29 protein-coding genes are annotated in these 24,796 nt (G+C 72.3%); all 29 read left to right on the forward strand.

The window, feature by feature from the left end:
• The first annotated feature begins 32 nt into the window (after positions 1–32).
• The 29 genes from ACWIYF_RS24105 to ACWIYF_RS24245 all read left to right on the forward strand — a co-directional run bounded on the left by ACWIYF_RS24105 (position 33) and on the right by ACWIYF_RS24245 (position 24,709).
• The gene (locus ACWIYF_RS24105) at positions 33–932 is read left to right on the forward strand and encodes a sigma-70 family RNA polymerase sigma factor (RefSeq protein WP_448625351.1); all 900 of its coding nucleotides are present in this window, start codon (positions 33–35) and stop codon (positions 930–932) included.
• Positions 933–1,078: 146 nt separating this feature from the next.
• Positions 1,079–2,347 carry a flagellin N-terminal helical domain-containing protein gene (locus ACWIYF_RS24110; protein WP_448625352.1) on the forward strand — a complete coding sequence of 423 codons (1,269 nt, stop codon included), beginning with the start codon at positions 1,079–1,081 and terminating at the stop codon, positions 2,345–2,347.
• 101 nt (positions 2,348–2,448) lie between these two features.
• The gene (fliD, locus tag ACWIYF_RS24115; RefSeq protein WP_448625353.1) at positions 2,449–3,867 is read left to right on the forward strand and encodes a flagellar filament capping protein FliD; all 1,419 of its coding nucleotides are present in this window, start codon (positions 2,449–2,451) and stop codon (positions 3,865–3,867) included.
• Between the two features lie 57 nt (positions 3,868–3,924).
• Entirely contained in the window at positions 3,925–4,311 is a 387-nt protein-coding gene (gene fliS, locus ACWIYF_RS24120) for a flagellar export chaperone FliS (protein WP_448625354.1), read from the forward strand.
• Complete coding sequence (locus ACWIYF_RS24125; RefSeq protein WP_448625355.1) at positions 4,308–4,658, forward strand: hypothetical protein; 351 nt, start codon at positions 4,308–4,310, stop codon at positions 4,656–4,658. The genes fliS and ACWIYF_RS24125 overlap by 4 nt, the downstream gene beginning before the upstream one ends.
• A gap of 84 nt (positions 4,659–4,742) precedes the next feature.
• Positions 4,743–5,837: a glycosyltransferase family protein gene (locus ACWIYF_RS24130; protein ID WP_448625356.1), complete on the forward strand. Its 1,095-nt coding sequence runs from the start codon at positions 4,743–4,745 to the stop codon at positions 5,835–5,837.
• Positions 5,838–6,156: 319 nt separating this feature from the next.
• A complete protein-coding gene (flgB, locus tag ACWIYF_RS24135) occupies positions 6,157–6,507 on the forward strand; it encodes a flagellar basal body rod protein FlgB (RefSeq protein WP_448625357.1) in 351 nt (116 codons plus the stop codon).
• 1 nt (position 6,508) lies between these two features.
• Positions 6,509–6,913, forward strand: a complete 405-nt coding sequence (flgC, locus tag ACWIYF_RS24140) for a flagellar basal body rod protein FlgC (protein WP_448625358.1) — start codon at positions 6,509–6,511, stop codon at positions 6,911–6,913.
• 2 nt (positions 6,914–6,915) lie between these two features.
• On the forward strand, positions 6,916–7,233 hold the full coding sequence (gene fliE, locus ACWIYF_RS24145; RefSeq protein ID WP_448625359.1) for a flagellar hook-basal body complex protein FliE: 318 nt from the start codon (positions 6,916–6,918) through the stop codon (positions 7,231–7,233).
• Entirely contained in the window at positions 7,233–8,834 is a 1,602-nt protein-coding gene (gene fliF / locus ACWIYF_RS24150) for a flagellar basal-body MS-ring/collar protein FliF (protein WP_448625360.1), read from the forward strand. The genes fliE and fliF overlap by 1 nt, the downstream gene beginning before the upstream one ends.
• A 25-nt stretch (positions 8,835–8,859) precedes the next feature.
• Complete coding sequence (gene fliG / locus ACWIYF_RS24155; RefSeq protein ID WP_448625361.1) at positions 8,860–9,951, forward strand: flagellar motor switch protein FliG; 1,092 nt, start codon at positions 8,860–8,862, stop codon at positions 9,949–9,951.
• A complete protein-coding gene (locus ACWIYF_RS24160; RefSeq protein ID WP_448625362.1) occupies positions 9,935–10,741 on the forward strand; it encodes a FliH/SctL family protein in 807 nt (268 codons plus the stop codon). The genes fliG and ACWIYF_RS24160 overlap by 17 nt, the downstream gene beginning before the upstream one ends.
• Positions 10,742–10,788: 47 nt before the next feature.
• Complete coding sequence (locus ACWIYF_RS24165; RefSeq protein WP_448625363.1) at positions 10,789–12,114, forward strand: FliI/YscN family ATPase; 1,326 nt, start codon at positions 10,789–10,791, stop codon at positions 12,112–12,114.
• Positions 12,114–12,566, forward strand: a complete 453-nt coding sequence (locus tag ACWIYF_RS24170; RefSeq protein ID WP_448625364.1) for a flagellar export protein FliJ — start codon at positions 12,114–12,116, stop codon at positions 12,564–12,566. The genes ACWIYF_RS24165 and ACWIYF_RS24170 overlap by 1 nt, the downstream gene beginning before the upstream one ends.
• Positions 12,554–13,501, forward strand: a complete 948-nt coding sequence (locus ACWIYF_RS24175) for a transglycosylase SLT domain-containing protein (RefSeq protein ID WP_448625365.1) — start codon at positions 12,554–12,556, stop codon at positions 13,499–13,501. The genes ACWIYF_RS24170 and ACWIYF_RS24175 overlap by 13 nt, the downstream gene beginning before the upstream one ends.
• Positions 13,498–14,943 carry a flagellar hook-length control protein FliK gene (locus ACWIYF_RS24180; RefSeq protein WP_448625366.1) on the forward strand — a complete coding sequence of 482 codons (1,446 nt, stop codon included), beginning with the start codon at positions 13,498–13,500 and terminating at the stop codon, positions 14,941–14,943. Before ACWIYF_RS24175 ends, ACWIYF_RS24180 begins: the two co-directional genes overlap by 4 nt.
• A gap of 16 nt (positions 14,944–14,959) precedes the next feature.
• The gene (locus tag ACWIYF_RS24185) at positions 14,960–15,373 is read left to right on the forward strand and encodes a flagellar hook assembly protein FlgD (RefSeq protein ID WP_448625367.1); all 414 of its coding nucleotides are present in this window, start codon (positions 14,960–14,962) and stop codon (positions 15,371–15,373) included.
• Between the two features lie 51 nt (positions 15,374–15,424).
• On the forward strand, positions 15,425–16,642 hold the full coding sequence (locus tag ACWIYF_RS24190; RefSeq protein ID WP_448625368.1) for a flagellar hook protein FlgE: 1,218 nt from the start codon (positions 15,425–15,427) through the stop codon (positions 16,640–16,642).
• 284 nt (positions 16,643–16,926) lie between these two features.
• Complete coding sequence (locus ACWIYF_RS24195; RefSeq protein WP_448625369.1) at positions 16,927–17,211, forward strand: flagellar FlbD family protein; 285 nt, start codon at positions 16,927–16,929, stop codon at positions 17,209–17,211.
• Positions 17,212–17,214: 3 nt separating this feature from the next.
• Positions 17,215–17,988, forward strand: coding sequence for a motility protein A (locus ACWIYF_RS24200; RefSeq protein ID WP_448625370.1), 774 nt, complete (start codon positions 17,215–17,217; stop codon positions 17,986–17,988).
• Positions 17,985–18,893: a flagellar motor protein MotB gene (locus ACWIYF_RS24205; RefSeq protein ID WP_448625371.1), complete on the forward strand. Its 909-nt coding sequence runs from the start codon at positions 17,985–17,987 to the stop codon at positions 18,891–18,893. The genes ACWIYF_RS24200 and ACWIYF_RS24205 overlap by 4 nt, the downstream gene beginning before the upstream one ends.
• A gap of 10 nt (positions 18,894–18,903) precedes the next feature.
• Complete coding sequence (locus ACWIYF_RS24210; protein ID WP_448625372.1) at positions 18,904–19,365, forward strand: flagellar basal body-associated FliL family protein; 462 nt, start codon at positions 18,904–18,906, stop codon at positions 19,363–19,365.
• Positions 19,366–19,517: 152 nt separating this feature from the next.
• The gene (locus ACWIYF_RS24215) at positions 19,518–20,486 is read left to right on the forward strand and encodes a flagellar motor switch protein FliM (protein ID WP_448625373.1); all 969 of its coding nucleotides are present in this window, start codon (positions 19,518–19,520) and stop codon (positions 20,484–20,486) included.
• Positions 20,483–21,220, forward strand: a complete 738-nt coding sequence (gene fliN, locus ACWIYF_RS24220; RefSeq protein WP_448625374.1) for a flagellar motor switch protein FliN — start codon at positions 20,483–20,485, stop codon at positions 21,218–21,220. Before ACWIYF_RS24215 ends, fliN begins: the two co-directional genes overlap by 4 nt.
• Before the next feature lies 1 nt (position 21,221).
• Positions 21,222–21,659 (forward strand): flagellar biosynthetic protein FliO, encoded by a 438-nt coding sequence (gene fliO / locus ACWIYF_RS24225; RefSeq protein ID WP_448625375.1) that lies wholly within the window; start codon positions 21,222–21,224, stop codon positions 21,657–21,659.
• Positions 21,656–22,507 (forward strand): flagellar type III secretion system pore protein FliP, encoded by an 852-nt coding sequence (fliP, locus tag ACWIYF_RS24230; protein WP_448625376.1) that lies wholly within the window; start codon positions 21,656–21,658, stop codon positions 22,505–22,507. Before fliO ends, fliP begins: the two co-directional genes overlap by 4 nt.
• A gap of 3 nt (positions 22,508–22,510) precedes the next feature.
• Positions 22,511–22,786, forward strand: coding sequence for a flagellar biosynthesis protein FliQ (fliQ, locus tag ACWIYF_RS24235; protein WP_448625377.1), 276 nt, complete (start codon positions 22,511–22,513; stop codon positions 22,784–22,786).
• 6 nt (positions 22,787–22,792) lie between these two features.
• Positions 22,793–23,560 carry a flagellar biosynthetic protein FliR gene (gene fliR / locus ACWIYF_RS24240; RefSeq protein WP_448625378.1) on the forward strand — a complete coding sequence of 256 codons (768 nt, stop codon included), beginning with the start codon at positions 22,793–22,795 and terminating at the stop codon, positions 23,558–23,560.
• 3 nt (positions 23,561–23,563) lie between these two features.
• Positions 23,564–24,709: an EscU/YscU/HrcU family type III secretion system export apparatus switch protein gene (locus ACWIYF_RS24245; protein ID WP_448625379.1), complete on the forward strand. Its 1,146-nt coding sequence runs from the start codon at positions 23,564–23,566 to the stop codon at positions 24,707–24,709.
• Positions 24,710–24,796: the final 87 nt, after the last annotated feature.

Consider the following 24,796-nt stretch of genomic DNA (forward strand, 5'->3'; position numbering starts at 1 on the left):
GAGAGAACGGCGTGAGACCTGCCCGTGCCCTGGTGACCGAACGCCCCGGCACCCGACCGCCGCACGACCAGCGGTCGGCGCGTGACGTCGACGCGCTCGTGACCGAGCACCTGCCCCTGGCGCACTTCGCGGTGAACGCGGTCGCCTCGAGGATCTCGCTGCCCGGCCACGTCAGCCGCGAGGACCTGATCTCCTGCGCCCAGGTGGCCCTGGTCGAGGTCGCCCGCCGCTTCGACCCCTCCGCCGGCGCGTCGTTCGCGACCTACGCGCTCGCCCGGCTGCAGGGCGCGGTGCTCGACGAGCTGCGCAGCGGGGACTGGGCCAGCCGCTCCGTCCGGGCCGCCGCCCGGCGCACCGACGCCGCCGCCGACGCCCTCGCCATCTCCCTGGGGCGCCCGCCGACGAAGGCGGAGCTGGCCGAGAGCCTCGGCGTCGCCCCCGGCGAGCTCGACGCCCTCCAGGTCGACGTCCACCGTGCCGTGATGGTCAGCATCGACGCCGACCACGGCGGCGAGAACGGCTCCTTGGACATCCCCGACACCGGCGAGTCGCCGGAGCGGGCACTGCTGCGCAACGAGCGCAGCCGGCATCTGCAGGAAGCGATCCGGGCACTTCCCGATCGGCTCGACGAGGTCATCGAGCGCAATTTCTTCGGTGACGAATCATTGACCGAGATAGCGGCCGATCTGGGGGTCACCCTCTCCCGGGTCTCGCAGATGCGCGCCCGTGCTCTGACCCTGCTGCACGCCGCGATGAGCGAGGTGTGGGAGGGCCGCGCGGTGCCGGCGGACGGCGGCGTGCGCGCCCGCAACCAGCAGCGGATGTACGTGGACCGCGTCGCCGGCCGGGGCGCGGCCGCGTCCCCCCTCCCCCGTCAGCTCAACCCCTGGGCGGTCGTGCCGGGCCGCGGCCCGGCGGCGCAGCCCGCGTGACCTGATCGGCGGAGTTTCCGGAAACTTTCGGCCCATTCGCCTCAAGGCCACGGGGGTCCCCGCCGAAATCAGATCTGCAACACCCCGCAGCACGGACGCAGCGGGCCACCGGAAATGCCCCATTCCAAGGAGGAAGCACCATGGGCATGAGCGTCAACACCAACGTTGCGGCGATGAACGCCTACCGCAACCTGTCCACCACCAACAACGCGATGGGCAAGTCGCTGGAGCGGCTGTCCTCGGGTTACCGCATCAACAAGGCGGCGGACGACGCGGCCGGTCTGGCCATCTCCGAGGGTCTGCGTTCGCAGATCGGCGGTATGACCCAGGCCGTTCGCAACACCCAGGACGGCACCAGCGTCGTGCAGACCGCTGAGGGTGCGCTCAGCACCACCACGTCGATCCTGCAGCGGATGCGCGACCTGTCGGTCCAGGCCTCCAGCTCCGGCAGCCTGAACGACGACGCCAAGGCGAGCATCCAGAAGGAGATGACGCAGCTCAAGTCCGAGCTGAGCCGCATCTCCGACACCACCACGTTCAACGGCACCAAGCTGCTGGACGGCAACTACAAGGGCACCTTCCAGGTCGGGGCCAACGCCGGAGAGACCATCTCGGTCAACATCGGCAAGGCCATGAGCGCTGCGGGCCTCGGCGTCGACGGCGTCGACGTCACCGGCGTCGGCAAGTACACGGCCTCGGCCGGTGCTGCTGCGGGCAAGGTCAGCACCACCAACGCCACCTCGGCGGCGTCGGCCTCCCTGCTCATCACCGCCGACTCGGGTACTGCGGCGAACTTCGCGGCGAGCGCCGCGTCGTTCGAGGACCTGACCGGCCAGATCAGCTTCGGTGGCAAGACGCTCGACCTGAGCTCCGTCGACTACTCGGGTGCCGCTGCCGGCGGTGCCGACGGGATCACCAACGCGACCGAGGCCCTCGCGGCTCTCAACAAGGCCGCGAAGGCCGCCTTCGGGGTGACCACCGACCCGTTCGCCCTGTCCGGCAACAACCTGACCTTCGGGATCAAGGACGCGGTGACCGGCTACACCGGCGCGAACGGTGTGGCGCTCAACGCGGCGGGTGGCGCCTCCACCGCGGCCGAGGTGGCGGCGGCGACCGCGACGTTCTCGGGTGCCACCGGCGCGTCGGACGGCATCAAGAAGATCGACGCGGCCATCAAGGCCGTGTCGGCGCAGCGGGCCGACCTGGGTGCCATCCAGAACCGGTTCGAGCACACCGTGAACAACCTGAACGTGGCCATCGAGAACACCACCGCCTCGGAGTCGCGGATCCGCGACACCGACATGGCGGCGGAGATGACCGCCTTCACCCGCGCCCAGGTCCTGACCCAGGCCGGCACCTCGATGCTGGCCCAGGCCAACCAGTCCACGCAGAGCATCCTCAAGCTGCTGGGCTGATAGCGCTCCGCACCACCTAGCACCACCCGGTGAGGGGGGAGGCCCCGGCCTCCCCCCTCACTGCGTGCAGCACCGGCCCCGACGACAGAGGAGGAACCGCCATGGCAGGCGTGAGCATGGGCACCGGTCTGACCTCGGGGATCGACTACAGCACGATGATCACCCAGCTGATGCAGATCGAGGCCCGGCCGCAGACGCTGCTGAAGAGCCAGCTGGCCGACACCAAGACCCAGGCCGGCGCCCTGCGCCAGGTCAACACCGCCTTCGCCGGGCTCAGCTCCGCCGCCCAGGCGCTCACCAAGGCCGCGGCCTGGACGCCCGCGAAGGCCACCAGCTCCTCCTCCACGGTGACCGCCACCGCCTCCGGCGGCGCGCAGAGCGGAACCCTCAGCTTCACCGTCGACCGGCTGGCCAAGGCGCACTCGGTCGTCGCGAGCCAGACCTGGGGCAGCACCTCGGAGGCGTTCGGCCTCGGTGCGACCCTCACCTTCACCAGCCCCGACGGCACCACGACCTTCGGGTCGGTCACCCCGACCGACTCCGACGGCGACGGGACGGTCACCCTCGCGGACGCCGTCTCGGCGATCAACAAGAACTCGCTCGGCTACACCGCCACGGCGGTCAACACCGGCTCCGGCTACCAGCTCCAGGTGACGTCGAACGCCACCGGGGCGGCCAAGAACTTCCGGATCAACTCGGACACCACCCCCGGCGGCCTCACCACGGCCCTGGTCACCGGCCAGGACGCGAAGATCGTCATCGGGGACGGCTCGGGCACCTCGACCATCTCCGCCACGTCGGCGACGAACACCTTCACCGGCGTCCTGGACGGCACCAGCTTCACCGTCAGCCAGGCCGGCACCAGCGCCACGATCACCGTCGGCACGGACACCGGCGCCATCACCTCGGCGGTGAAGGCGATGGTCGACGCCGCCAATGCCGCCATCGCCAAGGTCAAGGAGACGACGGACAGCAGCGAGGGCAGCGATGCGGCGCTCAAGGGCAACGCGACGCTGACCCAACTGGCCGGGAAGATCCTCACCGAGGTCTCCTCCGCCGTCGGCGGCAAGTCCCCCGCGACGGTCGGCATCCAGCTGACCAGGGACGGCACCATCACCTTCGACGCCGCGGCGTTCACCAGCGCGCTGTCCGCCACCCCGGCACTCGCCCAGAGCATGCTCAGCGGCGCGACGGGTGCCGGTGCGGACAACGTCGCCTACACCCCCGACGACACGATCGACGTCGACGGCCTCGCCGCCCGGCTGTCGGTCCTCGCCGAGCAGGCCAGCGACTCGGCCGCCGGCGTGATCACCGCCCTGGCCAACGGCCGGGACACCCGCGCCAAGGACATCCAGAGCCAGATCGACGCGTGGGATCTCCGCCTGCAGAAGCGGCAGGAGACGATGACCGCGCAGTTCAACGCCATGGAGTCGGCGCTGGCGTCCCTGCAGAGCCAGTCGACCTGGCTCACCTCCCAGATCAACTCGCTGCCGAAGTGGTCCTCCTCCTCCAGCAGCTGATCTTCGTTCCGTCGGACTCTCCGTCCCGATCCCTGAAACCCCAGGAGACCCTTCCCGATGAGCACCGCTTCCCTCCGCGCCCGCTACCTGAGCGACCGCGTCGCCACGGCGTCGCCCCAGCAGCTGCTGGTCATGCTCTACGACCGGCTGGCCCTCGACCTCGAGCGCGGTGAGGACGCCCTGGTCCGCAACGACCGTGAGACGGCGCGCGAGCAGATCCAGCACGCCCAGGAGATCGTCCTCGAGCTCCGGGCGACGCTGAAGGTGGACGTCTGGGAGGGCGGCCCCCGGCTGGCAGCCCTCTACGTCTGGCTGGTGCAGGAGCTCATCCAGGCCAACCTCAAGGGCGACGTGCGGCGCGTGCGCGACTGCCGCAAGGTCGTCGAGCCGCTGCGTGACGCCTGGCGGGAGGCCGCGGCCTCCCTCGCCGGGGTCCCCGCATGACGAGCCGGCCGGGCGCCGACCGGAGCCCCCGGTCGAGCACCTGGCACGCCGTCCTGGACGACCTGGAAGGTGAGGTCCTCGAGGCCGAGGCGACCCTCGCCCGTGACCGCGCCGAGGAGATCGCCGCCTGGGGGCGGCGGTCGGCCGACTGGGTGCCCCCGTCGTCGCTGGGCCCGCTCCCCGACGAGCTCCGGGAACGGGCGGCCCGGCTGCTCCAGCACCAGCTCGCGGTCGCCGAGCGGCTGGTCGAACGGATCACCCAGAGCCAGCGGCAGCGCGACGTCGCCGCACGCATGTCCTACGGCCCCAGCCGCCCCGTGGCGGCCTTCTTCGACCAGGGGATCTGAGCGCCGGTCGCCCCGCGCACGTCCCGTTCGGCTGCCGGGCTGCCGATGACTACCGGAGCACCGGCAATCGAAAGGTCCGTCCTCATGCGCGTCCTCATCGCCTATTCGGCCGCCAGCCCCGGCTCGGTCCACTACCGCATCAACGAGCCCGCCCGCGCGGTCAGGGAGTCCGGCGCGGACGTCGAGGTGCGGACGAGCCTGGGCATCGCGACGACCGTGCGACCCACGGCGGACGGCGCCACCGAGGTGACCGACGTCGAGACCGGCGGCGCCGACGTCGTGGTCCTCCAGCTGCCCAAGACGCCCGCCATGCTGCAGACCATCCGCGTCCTCAAGGCCAAGGGAGTGGCCGTGGTCGTCGAGGTGGACGACCTCCTCTCCGGCGTCCCCTACGGCCACATGGGTCACGACAACCTGGTCCGCAAGGGGATGGGGCGCGTCTTCCTCGAATGCGCCCGGGAGGCCGACCTCGTCACCGCCTCCACGCCCGCGCTGCTGGAGGAGTACGCGCCCCACGGCCGCGGCGTCGTGGTGCCGAACGCCATCCACCGCAGCATCGTCGAGCTGCCGCCGGCCTACGAGCGCGAGCCCGAGATGGTCACCGTCGGCTGGACCGGCAACGTGCTCGGCCACCCCTACGACCTGCAGGAGATGGGGTCGGGGCTGCGTCAGGCTCTGGACCGGGCCCGGGACCAGGCCCGCTTCGCCGTCCTCGGGCAGAAGTGGGACGCCCGCGCGCGGCTGGGGCTGGCCGAGGAGCCGGAGGAGATCGCCTGGCTGGACGACGCGGACGAATACCTCGCGCGGATGGGCGAGGAGTTCGACGTCGGCGTCGCACCGCTGCGGATGGACCGGTTCAACATCTGCAAGAGCTGGCTCAAGCCGCTGGAGTACTCCGCGCGCGGCGTCTTCTGCGTGCGCGCCCGCACCCCTGAGTACGAGCGGCTCGGCCTGGGCCTGCCGGCGAAGGCGCCCAAGGACTGGGCCAAGTGGATCTCGGTCGGGATCCAGGACGCCGACCGCCGCCGTGAACTGGCCGCGGCCGCGCGCGAGAAGGTGCTCGCCGCGCACCTGACCGAGCACACCGCCGAGCAGTGGGTCGGCGCCTGGCGGCAGGCCCTGGACAACCGGGCCCGCGCCCGGGTCCGCGAGAGCGGGCTGGCCGCCGCCCGCGCCTGACCGCTCCCCCTCGAGAACGCCCGGATCGCCGCCACACGCGGAGATCCGGGCGTTCTGCTGTCTGCTCCCCCGTGCTGCCGTCGGCCGGTAACGCGCAGTCACACCGGTCCCGGCGTTCACCGCACGCACCATCACCCCCTCGTGTGCCGCCCGCTCGGTCAGTCGCGGACCCCAGGGTGCCGATGAGGGGTGAGCACGGACAGCAACGTCTCGCCACGGATCGGCGGACCCTGCACCTGCGCGCTCGCGCGCGGGTGCCCATGCCGCGTATCCGGAGGTACCTCGTGTCGTCCTGCGCCTTCCGCCGGCGGTCCGGCCCATGCTGATCGAGGACCGCACCATGACGGCGCTGCACAGCGCCCTCTCCGGCCTGGCCACTCGTCAGCGGGTCACTGCCGACAACATCGCCAACGTCAACACCCCGGGATTCCTCGCCGGCCGCACCGACTTCGAGACCGCGCTGAAGAGTGCCGTCACCAACGGCGACACCCCGTCGATCTCCGGCGGGACCGTGGCGCGGTCGCTGGAGCCGACGAACACCAACGGCAACAACGTGAACCTGGACAGCGAGACCGTCATCGCCACCGAGACCGGCCTGCGCTACCAGCTGGCCCTCAACGCGCTCGACGGCAAGTACGCACTGCTGCGCAACGCGCTGGCGACGACCTGACATGGCGCTCTTCGACGCGATGAGCATCGCCGGCTCCGGCATGCTCGCGCACCGCAAGTGGCTGGACGCCGTCTCGGACAACATCTCGAACATCAACACGGTCTCGGCGACCAACGAGGACGCGTTCAAGGAGCGGTTCGTCGACGTCCAGGCCGTCGACTACGGCTCGGGCTCCGGCGGCGTGCGCGTGGCCGGGGTCAAGTTCGGCAGCGGCGAGGGCCGGCTGGTGTACGAGCCGGACAACCCCCTGGCCGACGCGAACGGGTACGTGAAGTACCCGGACATCGACCTCGGTGACCAGATGACCGAGCTGATGATGGCCCAGCGCGGCTACCAGGCCAACGTCGCCGTCATCGAGCGGGCCAAGGACGCCTACACCGCTGCGCTGCAGCTCGGGAAGGGCTGACCGTGACCTCCCCGATCCCCGGCGTCTCGATCGCCGGGTTCACCGGCGTGGCCGCGCCCAGCGGCATCGGCGGCGCGACCGCGGTCTCGAGCAGCAGCGGAGCCGACTTCGCGTCGGTCCTCGCCTCGTCGCTCGACCAGCTGCAGGGTGCGCAGTCCACGGCGGACAACCTCGCCACGCAGGCCGCCACCGGCGACCTGCAGGACGTGCACGACTACATGATCGCGAGCAACGAGGCGTCACTGGCGACGCAGATGGTCGTCACGATCAAGAACCAGGCGGTCAACGCCTTCAACGAGATCATGAGGATGCAAGTCTGATGCCTGCTGCGCTCGCCGGGCCGTTGGCGCGGATCCGGTCCGTGCTCTCGACGATCAGCCTCGGGCAGAAGGTCGTCATCGGCCTCCTGACCGTCGGGCTGGTCCTCGGCGGGTTCTACTTCTACAGCTGGATCACCGCGCCCACGTACTCCCCGCTGTTCTCCAACCTGTCCTCGACCGACGCCTCGGCGATCGTCGACGAGCTCAACGCCCAGGGCGTCTCCTACGAGCTCACCGACGGCGGCGGCACGATCATGGTGCCCAACGAGCAGGTCTACGACCTGCGCCTGTCCATGAGCGGCAAGGGGCTGCCGGCCGGCCAGGACACCGGGTACGCGCTGCTCGACGAGCAGGGCATCACCACCAGCGAGTTCCAGCAGCAGGTGACCTACCAGCGCGCCATCGAGGGTGAGCTGGCCAGCACGCTCGAGGCGATCGACGGGGTCAACACCGCGGTCGTCCACATCGCGCTGCCCAAGGACGAGGTGTTCGTCGAGGACCAGGGCAAGCCGACCGCCTCGGTGCTGCTCGACCTCGCCGCCGGCACCGACCTCTCCGGCGAGCAGATCAACGCGGTCACCAACCTGGTCAGCTCGAGCATCGAGGGCATGGACCCGACCGACGTGACGGTCGCCGACTCCAGCGGCAAGGTGCTCTCGGCGGCCGGCACGGGGCTGACCGCCGCGGCCGGCGACCAGCGCTCGCAGATGGAGCAGGAGTACGAGAACCGGCTCGCCGCCAACGCGCAGAAGATCCTCGACCAGGTCCTGGGGCCCAACCGCGCCGTCGTCTCGGTGCGCGCCGACCTCGACCTGTCGCAGCGGCAGTCGACGTCGGAGACGCACAGCTACAACCAGGGCACTCCCCCGGTCTCGGAGAGCACCTCCTCGGAGACCTACACCGGCGACGGCACCGGCGTGGGCGGCGTGCTCGGGCCGGAGAACACGGCGGACGCCACCACCGGCGGCGGCACCTCCAGCTACGAGAAGGAAGAGTCGACGGTCAACAACTCCGTCGACACCACCACCGAGACCGTCCAGAGCGCGCCGGGCACGATCAACCGGCTCACCGTCTCGGTGGTCATGGACGGCACCGTCGCCGGCAACCTCAACCAGCAGCAGGTCCAGTCCCTCATCGGCAACGCCGTCGGCCTCGACACCGCGCGCGGCGACGCGATCACGGTCGCCGCGATGCCGTTCGACACCACCGCCGCCGATCAGGCGGCCGCCGAGATCGAGGCCGCGAAGGAGGCCGAGCAGCAGGCGCAGATGTGGTCGCTGATCAAGACCGGCGGCATCGGCCTGGGCATCCTGCTGGTGATCCTGCTCGTCTGGCTGCGCTCGCGCCGCCGCGGCGAGGTCGAGGAGGAGTACGAGCCCCTCGAGCTCTCCGACGACATGCTCGCCGAGCTGGAGCGGCTGCGGGTGCAGAGCACCCGTGACGAGCCGCCGGTCATCGACACCGCCGCCCTCGAGCTGGAGGCGGCCGAGCGCCAGCGGGTGCGCAGCGAGATCTCCACGATGGTCGCGGAGAAGCCCGACGAGGTCGCGGCGATGCTGCGCGGCTGGCTGTCCGAGTCGAAGTCAGGAGCGTCGGCGTGAGCACGGACCAGAGCGGAGCGACCCGATGAGCATCGCCTCCGTGGAACAGCTCGTCGGACTGGGCGGCGGTGCGGGGAACCTGCCCGCGACCACCGCCCAGGACGCGCCGGCGCGGCCGGAGCTGCCCGGGCTGCGCAAGGCGGCGGTCTTCCTGGCCCAGATGACCAAGGAGGAGGCCGGCATCCTGCTGGCCAAGCTGCGGCCGCGGGAGGTCGAGTCCCTCACCCGCGAGCTCATGCGGCTCAACGCGGTGGAGCCGGAGGACGTCGACGGCGTCCTCAACGAGTTCCACCAGATGATGACCGCGCAGCGGTTCGTCGGCCGCGGCGGCGTCGAGTTCGCCCGCGAGATCCTGGCCGCGGGTCTCGGCGAGGACAAGGCCGACGGCATCCTGTCGCGGCTCAACGTCGTCTACACCGAGGTGCCGTTCGCCTCGCTGCGCAACGCCGACGTCCGCCAGCTGGTCACCTTCCTCAAGGACGAGCACCCGCAGGTCATCGCCCTGGTGCTCGCCCACCTCACCGCCGCGCAGTCGGCCGAGGTGCTCTCCGGGTTCGTCCCCGAGCAGCAGGCCGAGGTGGCGCACCGCATCGCAACCATGGACCGCACGTCACCGGAGATGGTGCGGCTGGTCGAGGAGGAGCTGGGCCGCCGGATGGGCTCGCTGCTCGCCCACCAGGACATGACCACCGTCGGCGGCGTGGAGACCCTGGTCGAGATCATCAACCGCTCCCCGCGGCCCACCGAGCGCTCCATCCTCGAGTGGCTGGACAACACCGACCCGGAGCTGGCCGACCAGGTCCGCAGCCAGATGTTCGTGTTCGAGGACATCGTCACGATCGACGACCGCTCCCTGCAGCTGGTGCTGCGCGAGGTCGAGGCCAACGACCTGGCCACCGCGCTCAAGGGTGTGCGCCCGGACGTCCGGGACAAGGTGGTCCGCAACCTCTCCGAGCGCGCCGCCGAGAACCTGCTGGAGGAGATCGAGCTGCTCGGCCCGGTCCGCACCCGCACCGTCGAGGAGGCCCAGGCCAAGGTCGTCGGTGTCATCCGCACCCTCGAGGAGCAGGGCGTCCTGACCATCAGCCGAGGGGGCGAGGATGACTTCGTCGCGTGAGGGTGCGCTGCTGCGCGGCGCCTCCGCGGCCCGGGCGGTGTCCTACCGGGACGTCATGCCGTACCAGGCCCCCGCTCCGTTCGCGGGCCCGGAGCCGTCCCGGGACTCCGGGCCGTCCCCCGAGGACCGGCGGACGACGATCCGCCGGGCGGCCGACCAGCCGGTGCCGGTGGAGACCCCGGCCGACGCGCCGGTGACGGGGCGGCCGTCGTTCCGGCTCGGCGACGTCTACGCCGAGGAGCTGGAGCGGCTGCGGCAGCAGGCGCGGGCCGAGGGGTTCGCGGCCGGCCACGCCGAGGGGCTGGCCGCCGCCGAGGAGGTCGTCGCGCAGACCGAGCGGGCGGCCGCCGAGCGGCTGGCCGAGGTCCAGGCCCGCTGGGAGCGCCGGCTGGTGTCGGCGACCGCCGCGCTCGGCGCCGCGGTGACCCAGCTCGACCAGGCCGCGGTGCCGGTGGCCGAGGACATCCGCGAGTCGATCCTGTCCGCCGTCGTCGTGCTGGTCGAGGACCTCCTCGGCCGGGAGCTGGCGCTGGCCGAGTCCCCCGGCCTGGACGCCGTCCGCCGGGCGCTCACCCTCGCGCCGGGCGACAGCCCCGTCGTCGTCCGCGTGCACCCCGACGACCTGGCCGAGATCCCCGCCGAGGCGCTCGGGGCTCTGCCGGGGCACGTGTCGGTGCTCGGCGACCCGTCGGTGGAGCGGGCCGGGGCGGTCGCCGAGACCGGCCCGCAGCGCATCGACGCGCAGCTCGGCGCGGCGCTCGAGCGGGTCCAGGCGGTGCTCGCCTCGTGACCATGGGACCGGCTCCCTCGCAGGGGCCCGCCGCGAGCGTGCGAGCGGTGGGGGGCGAGGGGGTCCTTTCGCTTCTTCCCCGGGCCCGGGCCGCGGCGCGGCCCCAGGTCACCGGCCAGGTGGTCGGCGCCATGGGCCTGACCCTCTCGGTGGACGGCGTCGTCGCGGCCGTGGGTGACCTGGTCGAGGTCAATCCCGGCGCGGAGCGGGCGCTGCTGGCCGAGGTGGTCGCGGTGGCCCGGGACAAGCTCACCTGCATGCCGCTGGGCGACCTGTCGGGCGTGCACGCCGGCGCCCCGGTGCGCAACACCGGCCGGCCGCTGCAGGTGCCGGTGGGCGGCGGGCTGCTGGGCCGGGTGCTCGACGGGCTCGGCCGGCCGGTGGACGGCGGCCGTCCGCTCGGCGCCGGCGTCTCCTGGGTCGACCTGTCCAGCGAGACCCCGCACGCGCTGTCGCGGACGCGGGTGGACCAGCCGCTGACCTTCGGCGTCCGCGCGCTGGACACCCTCGTCCCCTGCGGCAAGGGCCAGCGGCTGGGCATCTTCGCCGGCTCGGGCGTGGGCAAGTCGACCCTGCTGGCGCAGATCACCCGGGGCACCGACGCCGACGTCCGGGTGATCGGGCTGATCGGCGAGCGCGGCCGTGAGGTGCGGGAGTTCCTCGAGGAGACCCTCGGCGAGGAGGGCATGGCCCGCACCGTCGTCGTCGTCGCCACCTCCGACGAGCCGCCGCTGGTGCGCCTGAAGGCCGCGTTCGTCGCGACCCGGATCGCCGAGGGCTTCCGGGACCAGGGCCTCGACGTGCTGCTGCTCATGGACTCGATCACCCGGACGGCGATGGCCCAGCGCGAGGTCGGGCTCTCCGCGGGCGAGCCGCCGGCCACCCGCGGCTACCCGCCGAGCGTCTTCGCGATGATGCCCAAGCTGCTGGAGAAGGCCGGCACCGGCGCGACCGGCTCGATCACCGGGCTCTACACCGTGCTGGTCGAGGGCGACGACCACAACGAGCCGATCGCGGACACCGCCCGCGGCATCCTCGACGGGCACATCGTGCTGACCCGCAAGCTCGCGACCACGGGGCACTTCCCCGCCATCGACGTCCTGGAGTCGATCTCCCGGGTGGCCGGTGCCGTCGTCGCGCCGGACCGGATGGCCGACGCCCGCGAGGCCCGCCGGCTGATGGGCGCGCTGCGCGACGTCAAGGAGCTCATCGAGATCGGCGCCTACCAGGCCGGCAGCGACCCGACGGTCGACCGCGCCCGCGCGCTGGCCCCGGCGATCGACGCCTTCCTGCAGCAGCCGGTCGGCGACGGCACGCCACCCGAGGAGTCCTGGGCCTGGCTGCACCGGATCGTGACCGGTCAGGCCGCCTGATGGCCAAGCGTGCCGCCTTCCGGCTGCAGCCGGTGCTCGAGCTGCGCCGCACCCAGGAGCGGGCCGCCGCCTCGGCCGCCGCGGAGGCGGCCAACGCCGCGACCGAGGCCGACCGGCGCGCCGCCGAGCGGGAGCAGTCCCTCGCCGGGGCCCGGCCGCCCGCCTCGGCACCGCCCGGTGTCTTCCTCGCCTCCATGGCGCTGCTGCGCGTGGCCGCCGAGGACGCCGCCGCCCAGCGCGCCCTGGCCACGGCCACGGCCGAGCAGGCCGAACTGGTCCGCGCGCAGTGGACGGCGGCCGCCCAGCGGACCAAGGCGCTCGAGCGGCTCAAGGATCGGCACGCCGAGGCGATCCGGTTGGCCGACCAGGCTGCCGAGGAGAGAGCCGTGGACGACCTCGTCACCGGCCGTGCCGGCCGCCCGCGCACCGGGGAGGTGCCGTGGACGGAGTGACCGCGGTGCAGTCCCGCATCGCCGAGATCCAGCAGCGGTTCGTCCTCGGCACCCGGTCGACGAGCAGCACCAACTGGGCGTCGGCGGCCGCGGCGGCGGGTCTGTCGGGCACCGACACCGGCTACGCGACCGGGACCGCCGGGACGGCGTCCGAGCAGGGCGTCGTCAGCGAGGCCATGAAGTACCTGGGCGTGCCCTACCTGTGGGGCGGCACCGACCCGTCGAAGGGCCTGGACTGCTCGGGCTTCACCCAGCTCGTCTACGGCAACCTCGGCATCGACCTGCCGCGGACCTCCTCGCAGCAGGCCACGTCCGGCCAGGCCGTCGCCTCCCTCGCCGACGCCCGCCCCGGCGACCTGGTCTTCTTCGACTACAGCTCCTCGCGGCCGGGCGTCGACCACGTCGGCATCTACATCGGCAACGGCCAGATGATCGCCGCCCCGCAGGAGGGCGAGACGGTCAAGGTGCAGTCCGTCGGCAACCCCACGGTGATCCGCCGCGTGCTGCCGGCCGAGGCGAGCACCGCCAGCACCGCCGCCGCCGGTGCGTCGCTGGCCGGCGTCCCGTACGCCAACCTCTTCACCAGCGCCGCGGCGCGGTACGGGGTGGACGCGTCGGTGCTGGCCGCGGTGGCCTCCCAGGAGTCCGGCTTCGACTCGCGGGCGGTCTCCTCCGCGGGCGCCCAGGGCCTCATGCAGTTCATGCCGGCGACCGCGAAGGGCCTCGGGGTCGACGCCTTCGACCCCGCGTCGTCCATCGACGGCGCCGCCCGCTACCTCTCGTCCCTCACCCAGCAGTTCGGCTCCACCGACCTCGCGCTGGCCGCCTACAACGCCGGCCCGGGCAACGTCCGCCGCTACGGCGGCATCCCGCCCTTCAGCGAGACCCAGAACTACGTCCGTGCCGTGATGAGCAAGGCGGAGGCCTACCGATGAGCGCTCCTGTGATGCCGGGCCTGCCGGCGGTCCGCTCCGCGTCGACCCCCGGCCCGGGCGCATCTGGGGCCGAGGGCTCCGCCGCGTTCGCCTCGGCCCTGGACGGCGCCCTCTCCGCCGGCCGCGAGACCGCCCCCGGCCGGGTCGTCAGCGAGGCCGCGCACCAGCGCAACGAGGAACGGGCCGCTGACCGGGCGGCCGACCGGGCTGCCGAGCCCGCGCGCGGGTCGCGCGGCCGCGCGGTCGGGCCGCGCGACGGCCGGCCGGACGGCTCCGCCGCCGAGAAGGCGACCGACGAGACCGCCGCCGAGGACGAGGAGGCGGCGACCGCGCCGGATCCGGTGGCCGCCGCACCGGCCGCCGCGTGGGCGCTGCTGGTCCAGGGCGCGCTGAGCGCCGCCCCGCAGCCCGCGGTCGCCCCGAACCCGGTTGCCGGCGCTCCCTCGGTCGGCGAGGTCGCCGCCGGGGTGGCCCCGGCGGCGACCGCGGGCACCGGACTGCCGGCGGCCGCCGACCTCCCGGCGGGCGCCGCCCCGGCCGGTCCTCCGCTCCCGGCCGCGGTTCCTGCAGCGGCCGCGGTCCCCACGCTCGACGTGCCGGCCGCGCCTCCCGCGGGCGCCGACGCCACCCTTCCCGCGCCGTCGGCGGGAAGCGCACCCCTGCCGGCCGACGCCGCCGCGCCGGAGAGCGTGCCGGTGGTGCTCACGGCGGCGCCCGCGCCGGCGGCCACGACCGCGCCGGTCGCCGCGACGCCTGCCGGCGACGTGCAGGCCGCCGGTGCGGCGGACGCCCCCGCCGCCACGGCGCCCGCCGAGGGCAGCACCGCCGTCGCCGAGGCCGAGGGATCCCTGCCCACGTCCACCGGCGGGGGCTCGGAGCAGCCGCCGTCCGACGGCGACGGGTCCGCCCCCGCCCCGGCTCAGCTCGTCGCGGCCGCGGCACCGGCCGCTCCCGCGCCGGCGCCGGCGGCGTCGGCGCAGGCCGCCCCGGCCGCGCAGCCCCCGGTCAGCAGCCAGGTGGCTCAGCCGGTCGCCGTCCTGGCCAGCCGGCCGGACGGCGTCCACACCATGACCGTGGTCCTGACGCCGGACAACCTCGGCCCGGTGCACGTGCAGGCGACCGTCAGCAACGGCAGCCTCGACCTCACGCTGCACGGCGCCTCCGAGCACGGCCGGGCGGCGCTGCTCGAGGCGCTGCCGGAGCTGCGCCGGGAGCTGCAGAGCGCCGGCGTCACCTGTTCGCGGCTCGACGTCTCGCGCGACGCCGGCTCGTGGTCGGCGGCGCAGCAGCAGTCCGCCGGCCAGTCGTGGCAGCAGGGCTCGCAGCAGCGCGGCGAGGGCCGGTCCGGCCCGTGGCTGCGCACCCCCGACCGCGGTGAGGGCCGGCCGGTCCCCACCTCCGCCTCGTCGTCCACGTCGACCGGCGTGGACGTGCGCGTCTGACACACGGAGACGACGAATGACAGCCCCGGTGAGCGGCACGAGCACGGTCGCGACCAGCACCGCGACCCCCTCGATCAGCCGCGACGACCAGATGGACAAGGACACGTTCCTGAAGCTGCTGGTCGCGCAGATGCGCTACCAGGACCCGAGCAACCCGGCGGACACGACCCAGTTCATGTCCCAGACGGCCACCTTCACCCAGGTGGAGAAGCTCGAGCAGCTGGTCACGCAGAACGCCTCCCTCGTGGCGCTGCAGAAGTCGATGAGCGCCGGCTCGCTCGTCGGCCACACGGTGACCTACACCGACGACACCGGTGTCGAGCAGACCGGCAAGGTCACCTCCGTCGTCCTGGGCGACGACACCACCGAGTCCACGGCGACCATCGACGGCCAGTCGGTGCCCATGGGCCGGATCACCGAGGTCGCCTGACCTCCCCCGCTCCCCTTCCCCGATCCGACCCCCAGCGAGGAGTTCCTCCCCATGCTCCGTTCGATGTTCTCGGCCATCTCCGGCCTGCGCGCCCACCAGACGAAGATGGACGTCGTCGGCAACAACATCGCCAACGTCAACACCGTCGGCTTCAAGAGCAGCAGCACCGTCTTCGAGGACACGCTGTCCCAGGTCCTGCGCAACGGCTCCGCCCCGACCGCGGACACCGCCGGCACCAACCCCGCCCAGGTGGGCCTCGGCGTCAAGGTCGCCGGCATCACCACCAACTTCAGCCAGGGCTCGACGCAGAACACCGGCCGCTCGACCGACTTCATGATCAGCGGCGACGGCTTCTTCATGACCCAGTCCGGCAACGAGACGCTCTACACCCGCGCCGGCTCGTTCGACTTCGACGGGGTGGGCAACCTGGTCACCCCGGACGGCGCGATCCTCCAGGGCTGGATGGCCGTCGGCGGGGTCATCAACACCAACGGCCCGGTGGACGACCTGAAGATCCCCTACGGGCAGATCGTGGCGCCGGTCGCCACCACCGGCGGCGCCGCCGCGGGCAACCTGTCCGCCGAGGCCGTCTCCACCGACGCGCCGGTGCAGACCCAGGTCACGATGTACGACGCCCTCGGCAACGAGCACCAGATCAGCTACGTCTTCACCAAGGACGCCCTCCCGGCCACCACCTGGACGATGAAGGTGATGGAGGGTGCCACGCAGTACGGCGCCAACCAGACCCTCGGCTTCAGCGCGACCGGCGTCATGACCACGCCGGCGGCCAAGGAGATCACCGGCCTCACCGTGCCGTGGGGCACGATCGACATCGACCTGACCAAGGTCACCCAGTACGGCGGCAAGAGCACGGTCACCGCGACCACGACCGTGGACAGCGGGTCGGCGCTCGGCACGCTGGAGTCGTTCTCCCTGGGCAACGACGGCACGATCACCGGCATCTACTCCAACGGCCGCCGGGAGCCGATCGGTCAGCTGGCGCTGGCCACGTTCACCAACCCGAGCGGCCTGACCAAGGCCGGCAACAGCTCCTACCGGGTGGGCGACAACTCCGGCAACCCGCTGGTCGGGGTCGCCGGGACCGGCGGCCGCGGCACGCTCACCGCCGGCGCGCTGGAGATGTCCAACGTGGACCTCTCCGAGGAGTTCACCGGCCTGATCGTCGCCCAGCGTGGCTTCCAGGCGAACAGCAAGGTCATCACGGCGTCCGACGAGATCCTGCAGGACCTGGTCAACCTCAAGCGCTAGTCCGCACCGGCGCCGATCCCCCCGTCGGCGTCTGCGGCGGCCCCGTCCCGGGTCCCACCCTGAGCTTGCGAAGGGTGGGACCCGGGACGGGGTCCTTCCAGCGACGGCCCGGTCGCCCGCAAGGGCGCCGGGCCGTCCGGCATCGCGGCACCTGCGGCATCCCCGCGCGAACCCCGCATCGGTGAACAGGCCGTTCGGCTCAAGCCGGACCGCTTTCGAGCCGATACGGAGAATGCAGTTCTGCCCCACCGTCGGGGCCCAGTTCCCCGAGCGAAGGACCCACCGTGATCCGTGTGACGCGCCTCAACGGCGAGGGATTCGCGCTCAACCCCGACCTCATCGAGCGCGTCGAGGCGCACCCCGACACGGTGGCGTTCCTCGTGGACGGCACCAAGTACGTCGTGCGGGAGAGCGTCGAGGACGTGCTGCAGGAGATCCGCGAGTACCGCGCGAGCATCCTCGCCACCTCCTACGAGATGGACCGCGGCGAGTACCGCTCGTCGTCGTCCGCCGACGGCCCGGCCACCGGCTCGTCCGTCGTCCCGTTCCCGACCCGAGAGGAGCGCTGATCCATGGATCCGGCGACTCTGATCGGCATCGCCCTCGCGATGGTCGCCCTCCTGGTCACCATGATCATGGAGGGCTCCAGCCCGATGGCGATCATCCTGCTGCCGCCGCTGATCCTGGTGTTCGGCGGCACGTTCGGCGCGGCGATCGCCGGCTCGGCCATGGCCGACGTCAAGAAGATGGGCGGCTGGTTCAAGCAGGCGCTCATGCCGGCGAAGGTCCCGCCGATCGCCGACCGCATCCAGACCCTGGTCAGCCTCGCCGAGAAGGCCCGCAAGGAGGGCCTGCTCGCGCTGGAGGCCCAGGTCAAGGAGATCGAGGACCCGTTCCTCAAGCGGGGCCTGCAGATGGGCATCGACGGCACCGACCCCGAGGAGCTGCGCGGCGTCCTCGAGGGCGAGATCGCGGCCAAGAAGGCCGAGGACAAGGTCGCCGCCAAGTTCTTCACCGCCATGGGCGGCTACGCCCCGACCGTCGGCATCATCGGCACCGTCGTCGGCCTGATCCACGTGCTCGAGAACCTCTCCAACCCGGAGTCCCTCGGCCCGCTGATCGCCGGCGCGTTCGTCGCGACCCTCTGGGGCGTGCTCTCGGCCAACATCTTCTGGCTGCCGATGGGTGCCAAGATCACGCGGATCAGTGACCTCCAGGCGGCCCAGATGGAGCTGCTCGTCGAGGGCATCACCGAGATCCAGGCCGGCACCAGCCCGCGCGCCGTCCGCATGAAGCTCACCTCTCTGGTCCCGCCGAGCGAGGTCAAGCAGCAGGAGGCGGCGTGAGCTCGGCCGGCCGCGGCCGGCGCAAGCACAAGGGCCACGAGGAGGAGGAGCACGAGAACCACGAACGGTGGCTCGTCTCCTACGCGGACATGGTCACCCTGCTCATGTGCCTGTTCATCGTGCTGTTCGCCATGAGCCAGGTCGACAAGGAGAAGTTCGCCGCGCTGGCCAGCGGCCTGTCGGCCAGCTTCGGTGCCCCGGTCTCCGCGATGGACACCAACGCCACCGGGTCCACGGCGTCGGTGCTGGACGGCCTGCCGAACCCGGTGGACATCGCCGCGGGCGTCGGCGAGACGAAGACCTCCCAGGGACTCTCGCAGGAGCAGGTCGACGCGGCCGCGGCGCAGGCGGCGCTGCAGCGGGCGGAGGCGATCGAGGCCGAGGCGACCGGCGCCTACGACGAGCTCGCCGCCGTCCGTGACCGCATCGACGCCGCCCTGGCCGCCGCCGGTTACCCCGGTGCGGCGAAGTACGAGATCGACGAGCGCGGCCTCGTCGTGCACGTGGTCTCCGACGGCGTCCTCTACGACGCCGAGTCCGCGGCGCTGCGGGCCGACGGCGTGCGGGTGCTCAACGCGATCGCCCCGGAGCTCGTCGCGCTGCCCAACCACATCCGGATCGAGGGCCACACCAACTCGATCCCGGTGACGCCCGGCGGCCCGTACCCGTCCAACTGGGAGCTCTCGACCGACCGCGCGACCGCCGTCGTCCGGTACCTGATCACCCGCGGGCTGCCCGCGCCCCGGGTGTCGGCCACCGGCTACGCCGACACGCAGCCGCTGGTGCCGGACTCCGACCCCGCCTCGGTGACGGTCAACCGGCGCGTCGACGTCGTCGTCCTGTCCAACGCCTCCGCCGAGGCCAACGCACAGCTGGCGGCGCTCGACGCCGCGCACGGGAACTAGGAGAAGACACATGGCTGACAAGACCAAGACCGACGGCGAGGAGACCCCGGCGAAGGGCGGCAAGACGAAGCTGCTGGCCGTCGTCGCCCTCCTGCTCGTCGCCGCCGGTGCGGCCGCCTACTTCTTCCTGTTCTCCAGCAGCGGGGAGGCGGAGGCCGCCGAGCCGGAGCCGGGCGAGGTCGTCGTCCTGGAGCCGATCGCGGTCAACCTGGCCGGCGGCGGCTACCTCAAGATCGGCCTCACGCTGCAGCTGACCGCCGACGCGGCGTCGGGCCACGGCGGCGGCGAGGTCGACGGGTCCAAGGCCCTCGACCTGGTCATCTCCTCGTTCTCCCAGGCCAACCCGGCCGACGTGACCGGCGCGCGCGACGCCCTCAAGGAGGCGCTCGAGAAGAAGATCGTCGACGCCTACACGGAAGACGGGCACGAGATCGTCATGGGCATCTACTACAACGAGTACGTCACCCAGTAGCGGTCGACCCCGTACGCGAAGTGCCAGTTCCGGACGCCGGGACTGGCACTTCGCGCATGTGCTGGTCCCAGTAGTCACAGGTCTCCCGCGGGCCGACGGCAACAACCGACAGCCGGTCAGGGTGCCCCCCTCCCCCGCCGATGAGGGGGGACGTGACCCGACCCGAGACCGGCGCCGCCTCCGGGGCAGGCCCGTTGTCCCAGGCCCTGGGGTCACGGGCGCACCGCAGCGAGCCCCGCACGTACGACTTCCGCCGGCCGACGAAGCTCTCCCGTGAGCACGTCCGGGTCCTGCAGATCGCGCAGGAGGCCTTCGCCCGCCAGGCCACCACGCACCTGACCTCGATGCTCCGGACCGGCGCCCGCCTGGAGCTGGCCGGCATCGAGCAGTTCTCGTACGACGACTACATCGCCACGCTGCCCGACCCGGTCTACATCGCCACGTTCACGATCGAGCCGCTGGCCGGCAAGGGGATGCTCGCCTACCCCCTCGACATCGCCATGGCCACGGTCGACCACATGCTCGGCGGCTCCGGCGCGGCCGAGCAGCCGAACCGGCCGATGACCGGCATGGAGAGCGCGATCCACGGCCACCTGCTCGACCGGCTGCTCCACGAGTTCGCGGCGTCCTTCGCGCACATCACGACCGTGCAGCCCGAGATCGACAGCATCGAGTACAACCCGCAGCTGGCCCAGGCCGCGGCTGGGTCGGACACGGTCATGGTCGCCTCGTACACGCTGGCCATCGGGCAGCGCGAGGGCGAGGCCACGCTCGTGCTGCCGTTCTCCTCGTTCGCGCCGGCGCTGAACAACGCCGCCTCGCCGCAGCTGTCGGAGTCGGCGCTGCGCAAGCGCAAGCGGGCCCAGGACGCCCTGGCCGCCCGCCTCAACCTCGTGCCGGTCGACGTCAGCGTGCGCTTCGCCCCGCTGAGCGTCTCCTCGGAGGACCTGCTCTCCCTCGCCGTCGGTGACGTGCTGCTGCTGCGCCACCCTCGCGACAGCCCGCTCGAGGTCACCACGAACGACGTCACGTTCGCCTACGCGATCGCCAGCAACCACCGCCGCCGGCTGGCCGCCGCCATCGTCCCCACCCCCGCCGCTGCCGTGAAGGACACCGCATGACCGCTCCACGCACCGCCGAGCACTCCGACTCCGAGACCGTCACCGCGGTGGTCTCGGCGGCCGCGCGTGCCGCCGCCGCGCTGGTGCCCGCCACCGCCGAGCTGGTGCCCGGCGCCCCGGTCAGCGACCCGGACACCGTCCCCCTGCCGCCGGCCGCCGCGTCGGCGATCACCGCGGGGCTCTCGGGGGAGGTCAGCGGGGACGTCGTCCTCGTGGTGTCGGCCGACGTCGTCGAGGCGCTGTCGAACTCCCCCGTCGGCCGGATGGACGTCGCCGCTGCCCTGCGCCCCGCGCTCGAGGCCGCCGCGGCGACCCTAGGGCGGGTCAGGGTCGCGTCCGAGCGGGTCGAGGAGCCGGTCGCCGCCCTCGACGGGCTCCGCGACAAGGGCATGTTCGTCGCCGTCCCGCTGCTGGCCGACGGCGAGCACCAGGCGACGTTCGCGCTGCAGGTGAACCTGCCCCGCCCCGCCGCCGGCGGCCAGCGCGGCAGCCTGGACCTGCTGCGGCACGTGGCCATGGAGGTCACCGTCGAGATCGGCCGCACCCGCATGACGGTGCAGGAGCTGCTCTCCCTGCACCCCGGTGAGGTGGTCGAGCTCGACCGCGCGGCCAGCGCCCCGGCCGACCTGCTGGTCAACGGCACGCTGATCGCCCGCGGCGAGGTCGTCGTCGTTGACGAGGACTTCGGCCTGCGGATCAGCGAGATCGTCACGGACGCGGCAGAGGCCCTCTGACATGACGTGGATGATCATCCGGCTGTTCCTGTCGCTGGCGTTCGTCGCCGGCGTCCTGTGGTTCGCGGCGCGGCTGGCCAAGAAGCGCGGCCTGGGCCAGGGCAGCGGCCTGATCGAGGTCGTCGCCCGGCAGCGGATGGGGCGGTCGAGCACCGTCAACGTCGTCCGCATCGGCGACACCTGCCTGGTGGTCGGCGCCACCGAGGAGCAGGTCACCCTGCTCGCCGAGGTGGACGCCGAGACCGTCGACGCCGCCGTCGCCGCGCGGCAGGTGCCCCGCCCGTCCCGGGCCCCCGAGGACGGCGAGCACGAGCCCGCCGCGCCGCCCCGCGTCGTGGCCCGGACCTCGTCCGGTGCGCTGAGCGGCACGGTGTTCGACCGCAACGGCTGGGGCTCGTTCGTCAGTGAGCTGCGCGAGAAGACGGTCCGGCGCTCGTGAGTGTCACCGGAACGCTGCAGGCGTCCCGGCGTCCGCTGTTCACCCGGCGCCGGCTGGCGCTGGCCCTGCTGCTGACCCTGGCCGCCGTGGTGGCCGTGCTGCTGGTGGCCGGGCCCGCGCACGCGGCGCCGACCGACCCGGTGGCGCCGACGGCCCCGGTCGACCCGGGGGCCCCGGCCGTCGACGGCGGGGTCGACATCTCCGTCGGCGGCGGCAGCCCCAGCACGTCGATCACCCTGATCCTCGCGATCACGGTGCTGTCGGTGGCGCCGTCGGTGCTGCTGCTGTGCACCTCGTTCACCAAGATCGTCGTCGTCCTGTCGCTGGTCCGGAACGCGCTGGGGCTGGCCCAGTCGCCGCCGAACCAGGTCATGACCGGCATCGCCCTGTTCCTCACGCTGTTCGTGATGGGCCCGGTCTTCTCCGACATCAACGACGTCGCCGTGCAGCCCTACCTCAACGGGCAGGTGTCGGTCTCGCAGGCCTACGACGCCGGCGTGGTGCCGCTGCGGGAGTTCCTCCTCGACAACACCCGCGAGGACGAGCTCAAGCTGATGATCGGCCTCTCCGGCGAGGAGGCGCCCGCCGACCGCGAGCAGGTCAGCATGACCACGCTCATCCCGGCGTTCGTCCTGTCGGAGCTCAAGAGCGCGTTCATCATCGGGCTGGTCGTATTCATCCCGTTCCTGGTGCTGGACATGCTGGTCAGCGCGGCGCTCATGGCGCTGGGCATGATGATGGTGCCGCCGGCGATCGTCTCGCTGCCGTTCAAGCTCCTGCTCTTCGTCGTGGTCGACGGATGGGCGCTGATCACCACAGCGCTGGTCCATTCCTACGGAGCGGGGTAGCCGATGAGCGACGCTGACGTCACCGAGATCGCGGCGCAGACGATGCTGCTGGCCGCCAAGGTCGCGGCGCCGATCCTGATCACCGCGCTGCTGGTCGGGTTCCTGATCTCGCTGTTCCAGGCGGCGACCCAGATCCAGGAGCAGACGCTCTCCTTCGTGCCGAAGATGATCGCCGTCTCGATCGCCCTGCTCGTGTCCGGCAACTGGGTGCTCAACGAGATGGTGAGCTTCACCCACACGCTGTTCGACATGCTGCCGGCGCTGCTCGGCCGGACCTGACCGGCCGTGGACCTCTCGGTCCCCGCGGTCACCCTGGTCGGGCTGCTCCTGGCCACCGCTCGAGCCGCGGGCTTCGTGCTGCTCGCGCCGCCGTTCAACACCCGCACCATCCCGGCGGCCGCGAAGGGGGCGCTCGCCCTCGCCCTGTCCGTCGCGCTGCTGCCCACGGTGACCGCGGGGCTGCCGGCGTCGCCATCCCCGGGCTTCGTGATCGTCGGCGCGGTGACCGAGGTGGCGGTCGGCGCGGGCCTGGGCTTCATCGTCCAGGTGCTGTTCACCGCGGTGCAGATCGCCGGCGACATCCTCGACCTCACCGGCGGCTTCTCGCTGCAGCCCGCCTACGACCCGCTGGCCATGACGATGACCAGCAACATCGGCCGGCTGCACTACATGCTGGCCACCACGCTGCTGTTCACCAGCGGCGGCCACCTGATGCTGGTCCGCGGCTTCGCCACGTCGTACGAGGGGCTGCCGGTCGGGGGCACCGTGCCGACCGACCAGCTGGCGGCGGTGCTCATGACGGCGCTGTCGATGATGTTCCTCGCCGCGCTGCAGATCGCCGGCCCGATGGTCGCCGTCCTGCTGCTGGCCGACGTCGCGCTGGCGCTGCTCAGCCGGGCCGCGCCCGCGCTGAACATCTTCTCCCTGGGCTTCCCGGTGAAGATCATGCTGACCCTCACGCTGCTCGGGCTGACCTTCCCGCTGCTGCCCCCGGCGCTGGACACGCTCATCGAGCACGCGACCCGCGCGATCGTGTCGCTCAAGGGCGGGTGACGCGTGGCCAAGGACGGCCCGGGTGGTGAGAAGACAGAGAAGCCCACTCCCAGGCGCCTCAAGGAGGCGCGCAAGGAAGGGCAGATCCCGCGGACGCCGGAGCTCGGCACATGGGCCGGCGTCGCGGCGGCCAGCGTGCTGCTGCCCATGCTGGTGAGCACCTCCTTCACCAAGGTGCAGGCCCTGTTCGTGCAGATCGGCGCGGTCGCCCAGCGGCCGGAGGCCGCGGCGATCTCCACGCTGATGGGCGAGGCGCTCTCGGTGTTCCTCACCAGCCTGCTGCCCACCGCGCTCGGGCTCATGGCGGTCGGCTTCGCGACGTCGGCGGCGCAGGGCGGCATCACGTTCGCGACGAAGGCGGTCAAGCCCAGCTTCAAGAAGCTCAACCCGCTCAACGGCATCAAGAAGATGTTCGGCGGCCAGGGCCTCTGGGAGGCGGCGAAGTCGCTGATCAAGACGGCGGCGCTGGCCGCGGTGGTCGTGGTGACCAGTGGGCGGGCGGAGGAGCTCGTCTCGTCGTCCGGGTCGCTGCCGCTGGCGTCGGTGGTGGCCACCTTCACCGACTGCGCCGTGCTGCTGATGCGCACCATCGCGATCACCGGCCTGGTCATCGCGATCGCCGACTACATGATCGTGCGGTTCCGCACGATGAAGCAGCTCAAGATGAGCAGGTACGAGATCGAGCAGGAGCACAAGCAGTCCGAGGGTGACCCGCACGTGAAGGCGCAGCGGCGCTCGATGCAGATGGCGATGTCGCGGAATCGGATGATGAGCGACGTCAAGGAGGCCGACGTCCTCCTGGTGAACCCGACGCACGTCGCCGTCGCGCTGAAGTACGAGGCGGACAAGGGCGCGCCCCGGGTGGTCGCCAAGGGCGCCGACGAGATCGCGAGCAAGCTGCGCGAGATCGCCACCGAGGCGCGCGTGCCGCTCGTGCAGGACATCCCGCTGGCCCGCGCGCTGCACGCCTCCTGCGAGATCGGCCAGGAGGTCCCGGCGCAGCTGTTCACCGCGGTCGCCCGGGTGCTCGCCTTCGTCATGCACCTCTCGGCGCGCGGCGTCCTCGGCGGCTTCCACCGACCGGGCTTCGAGGCCCCCGACGTCGAGGACCTGCCCAAGGCGGGACGGCGCCGGGCTGCTCCCGCGTGAGGCACCAAGGACGCGCCGCCGGACTGGCAGAAGTAGCTGATTGATCCCGCAGTGGGTACCACCACCCTCGGCAACTGCCGATGTGTG

This window comes from Geodermatophilus sp. URMC 64, from assembly GCF_053502555.1.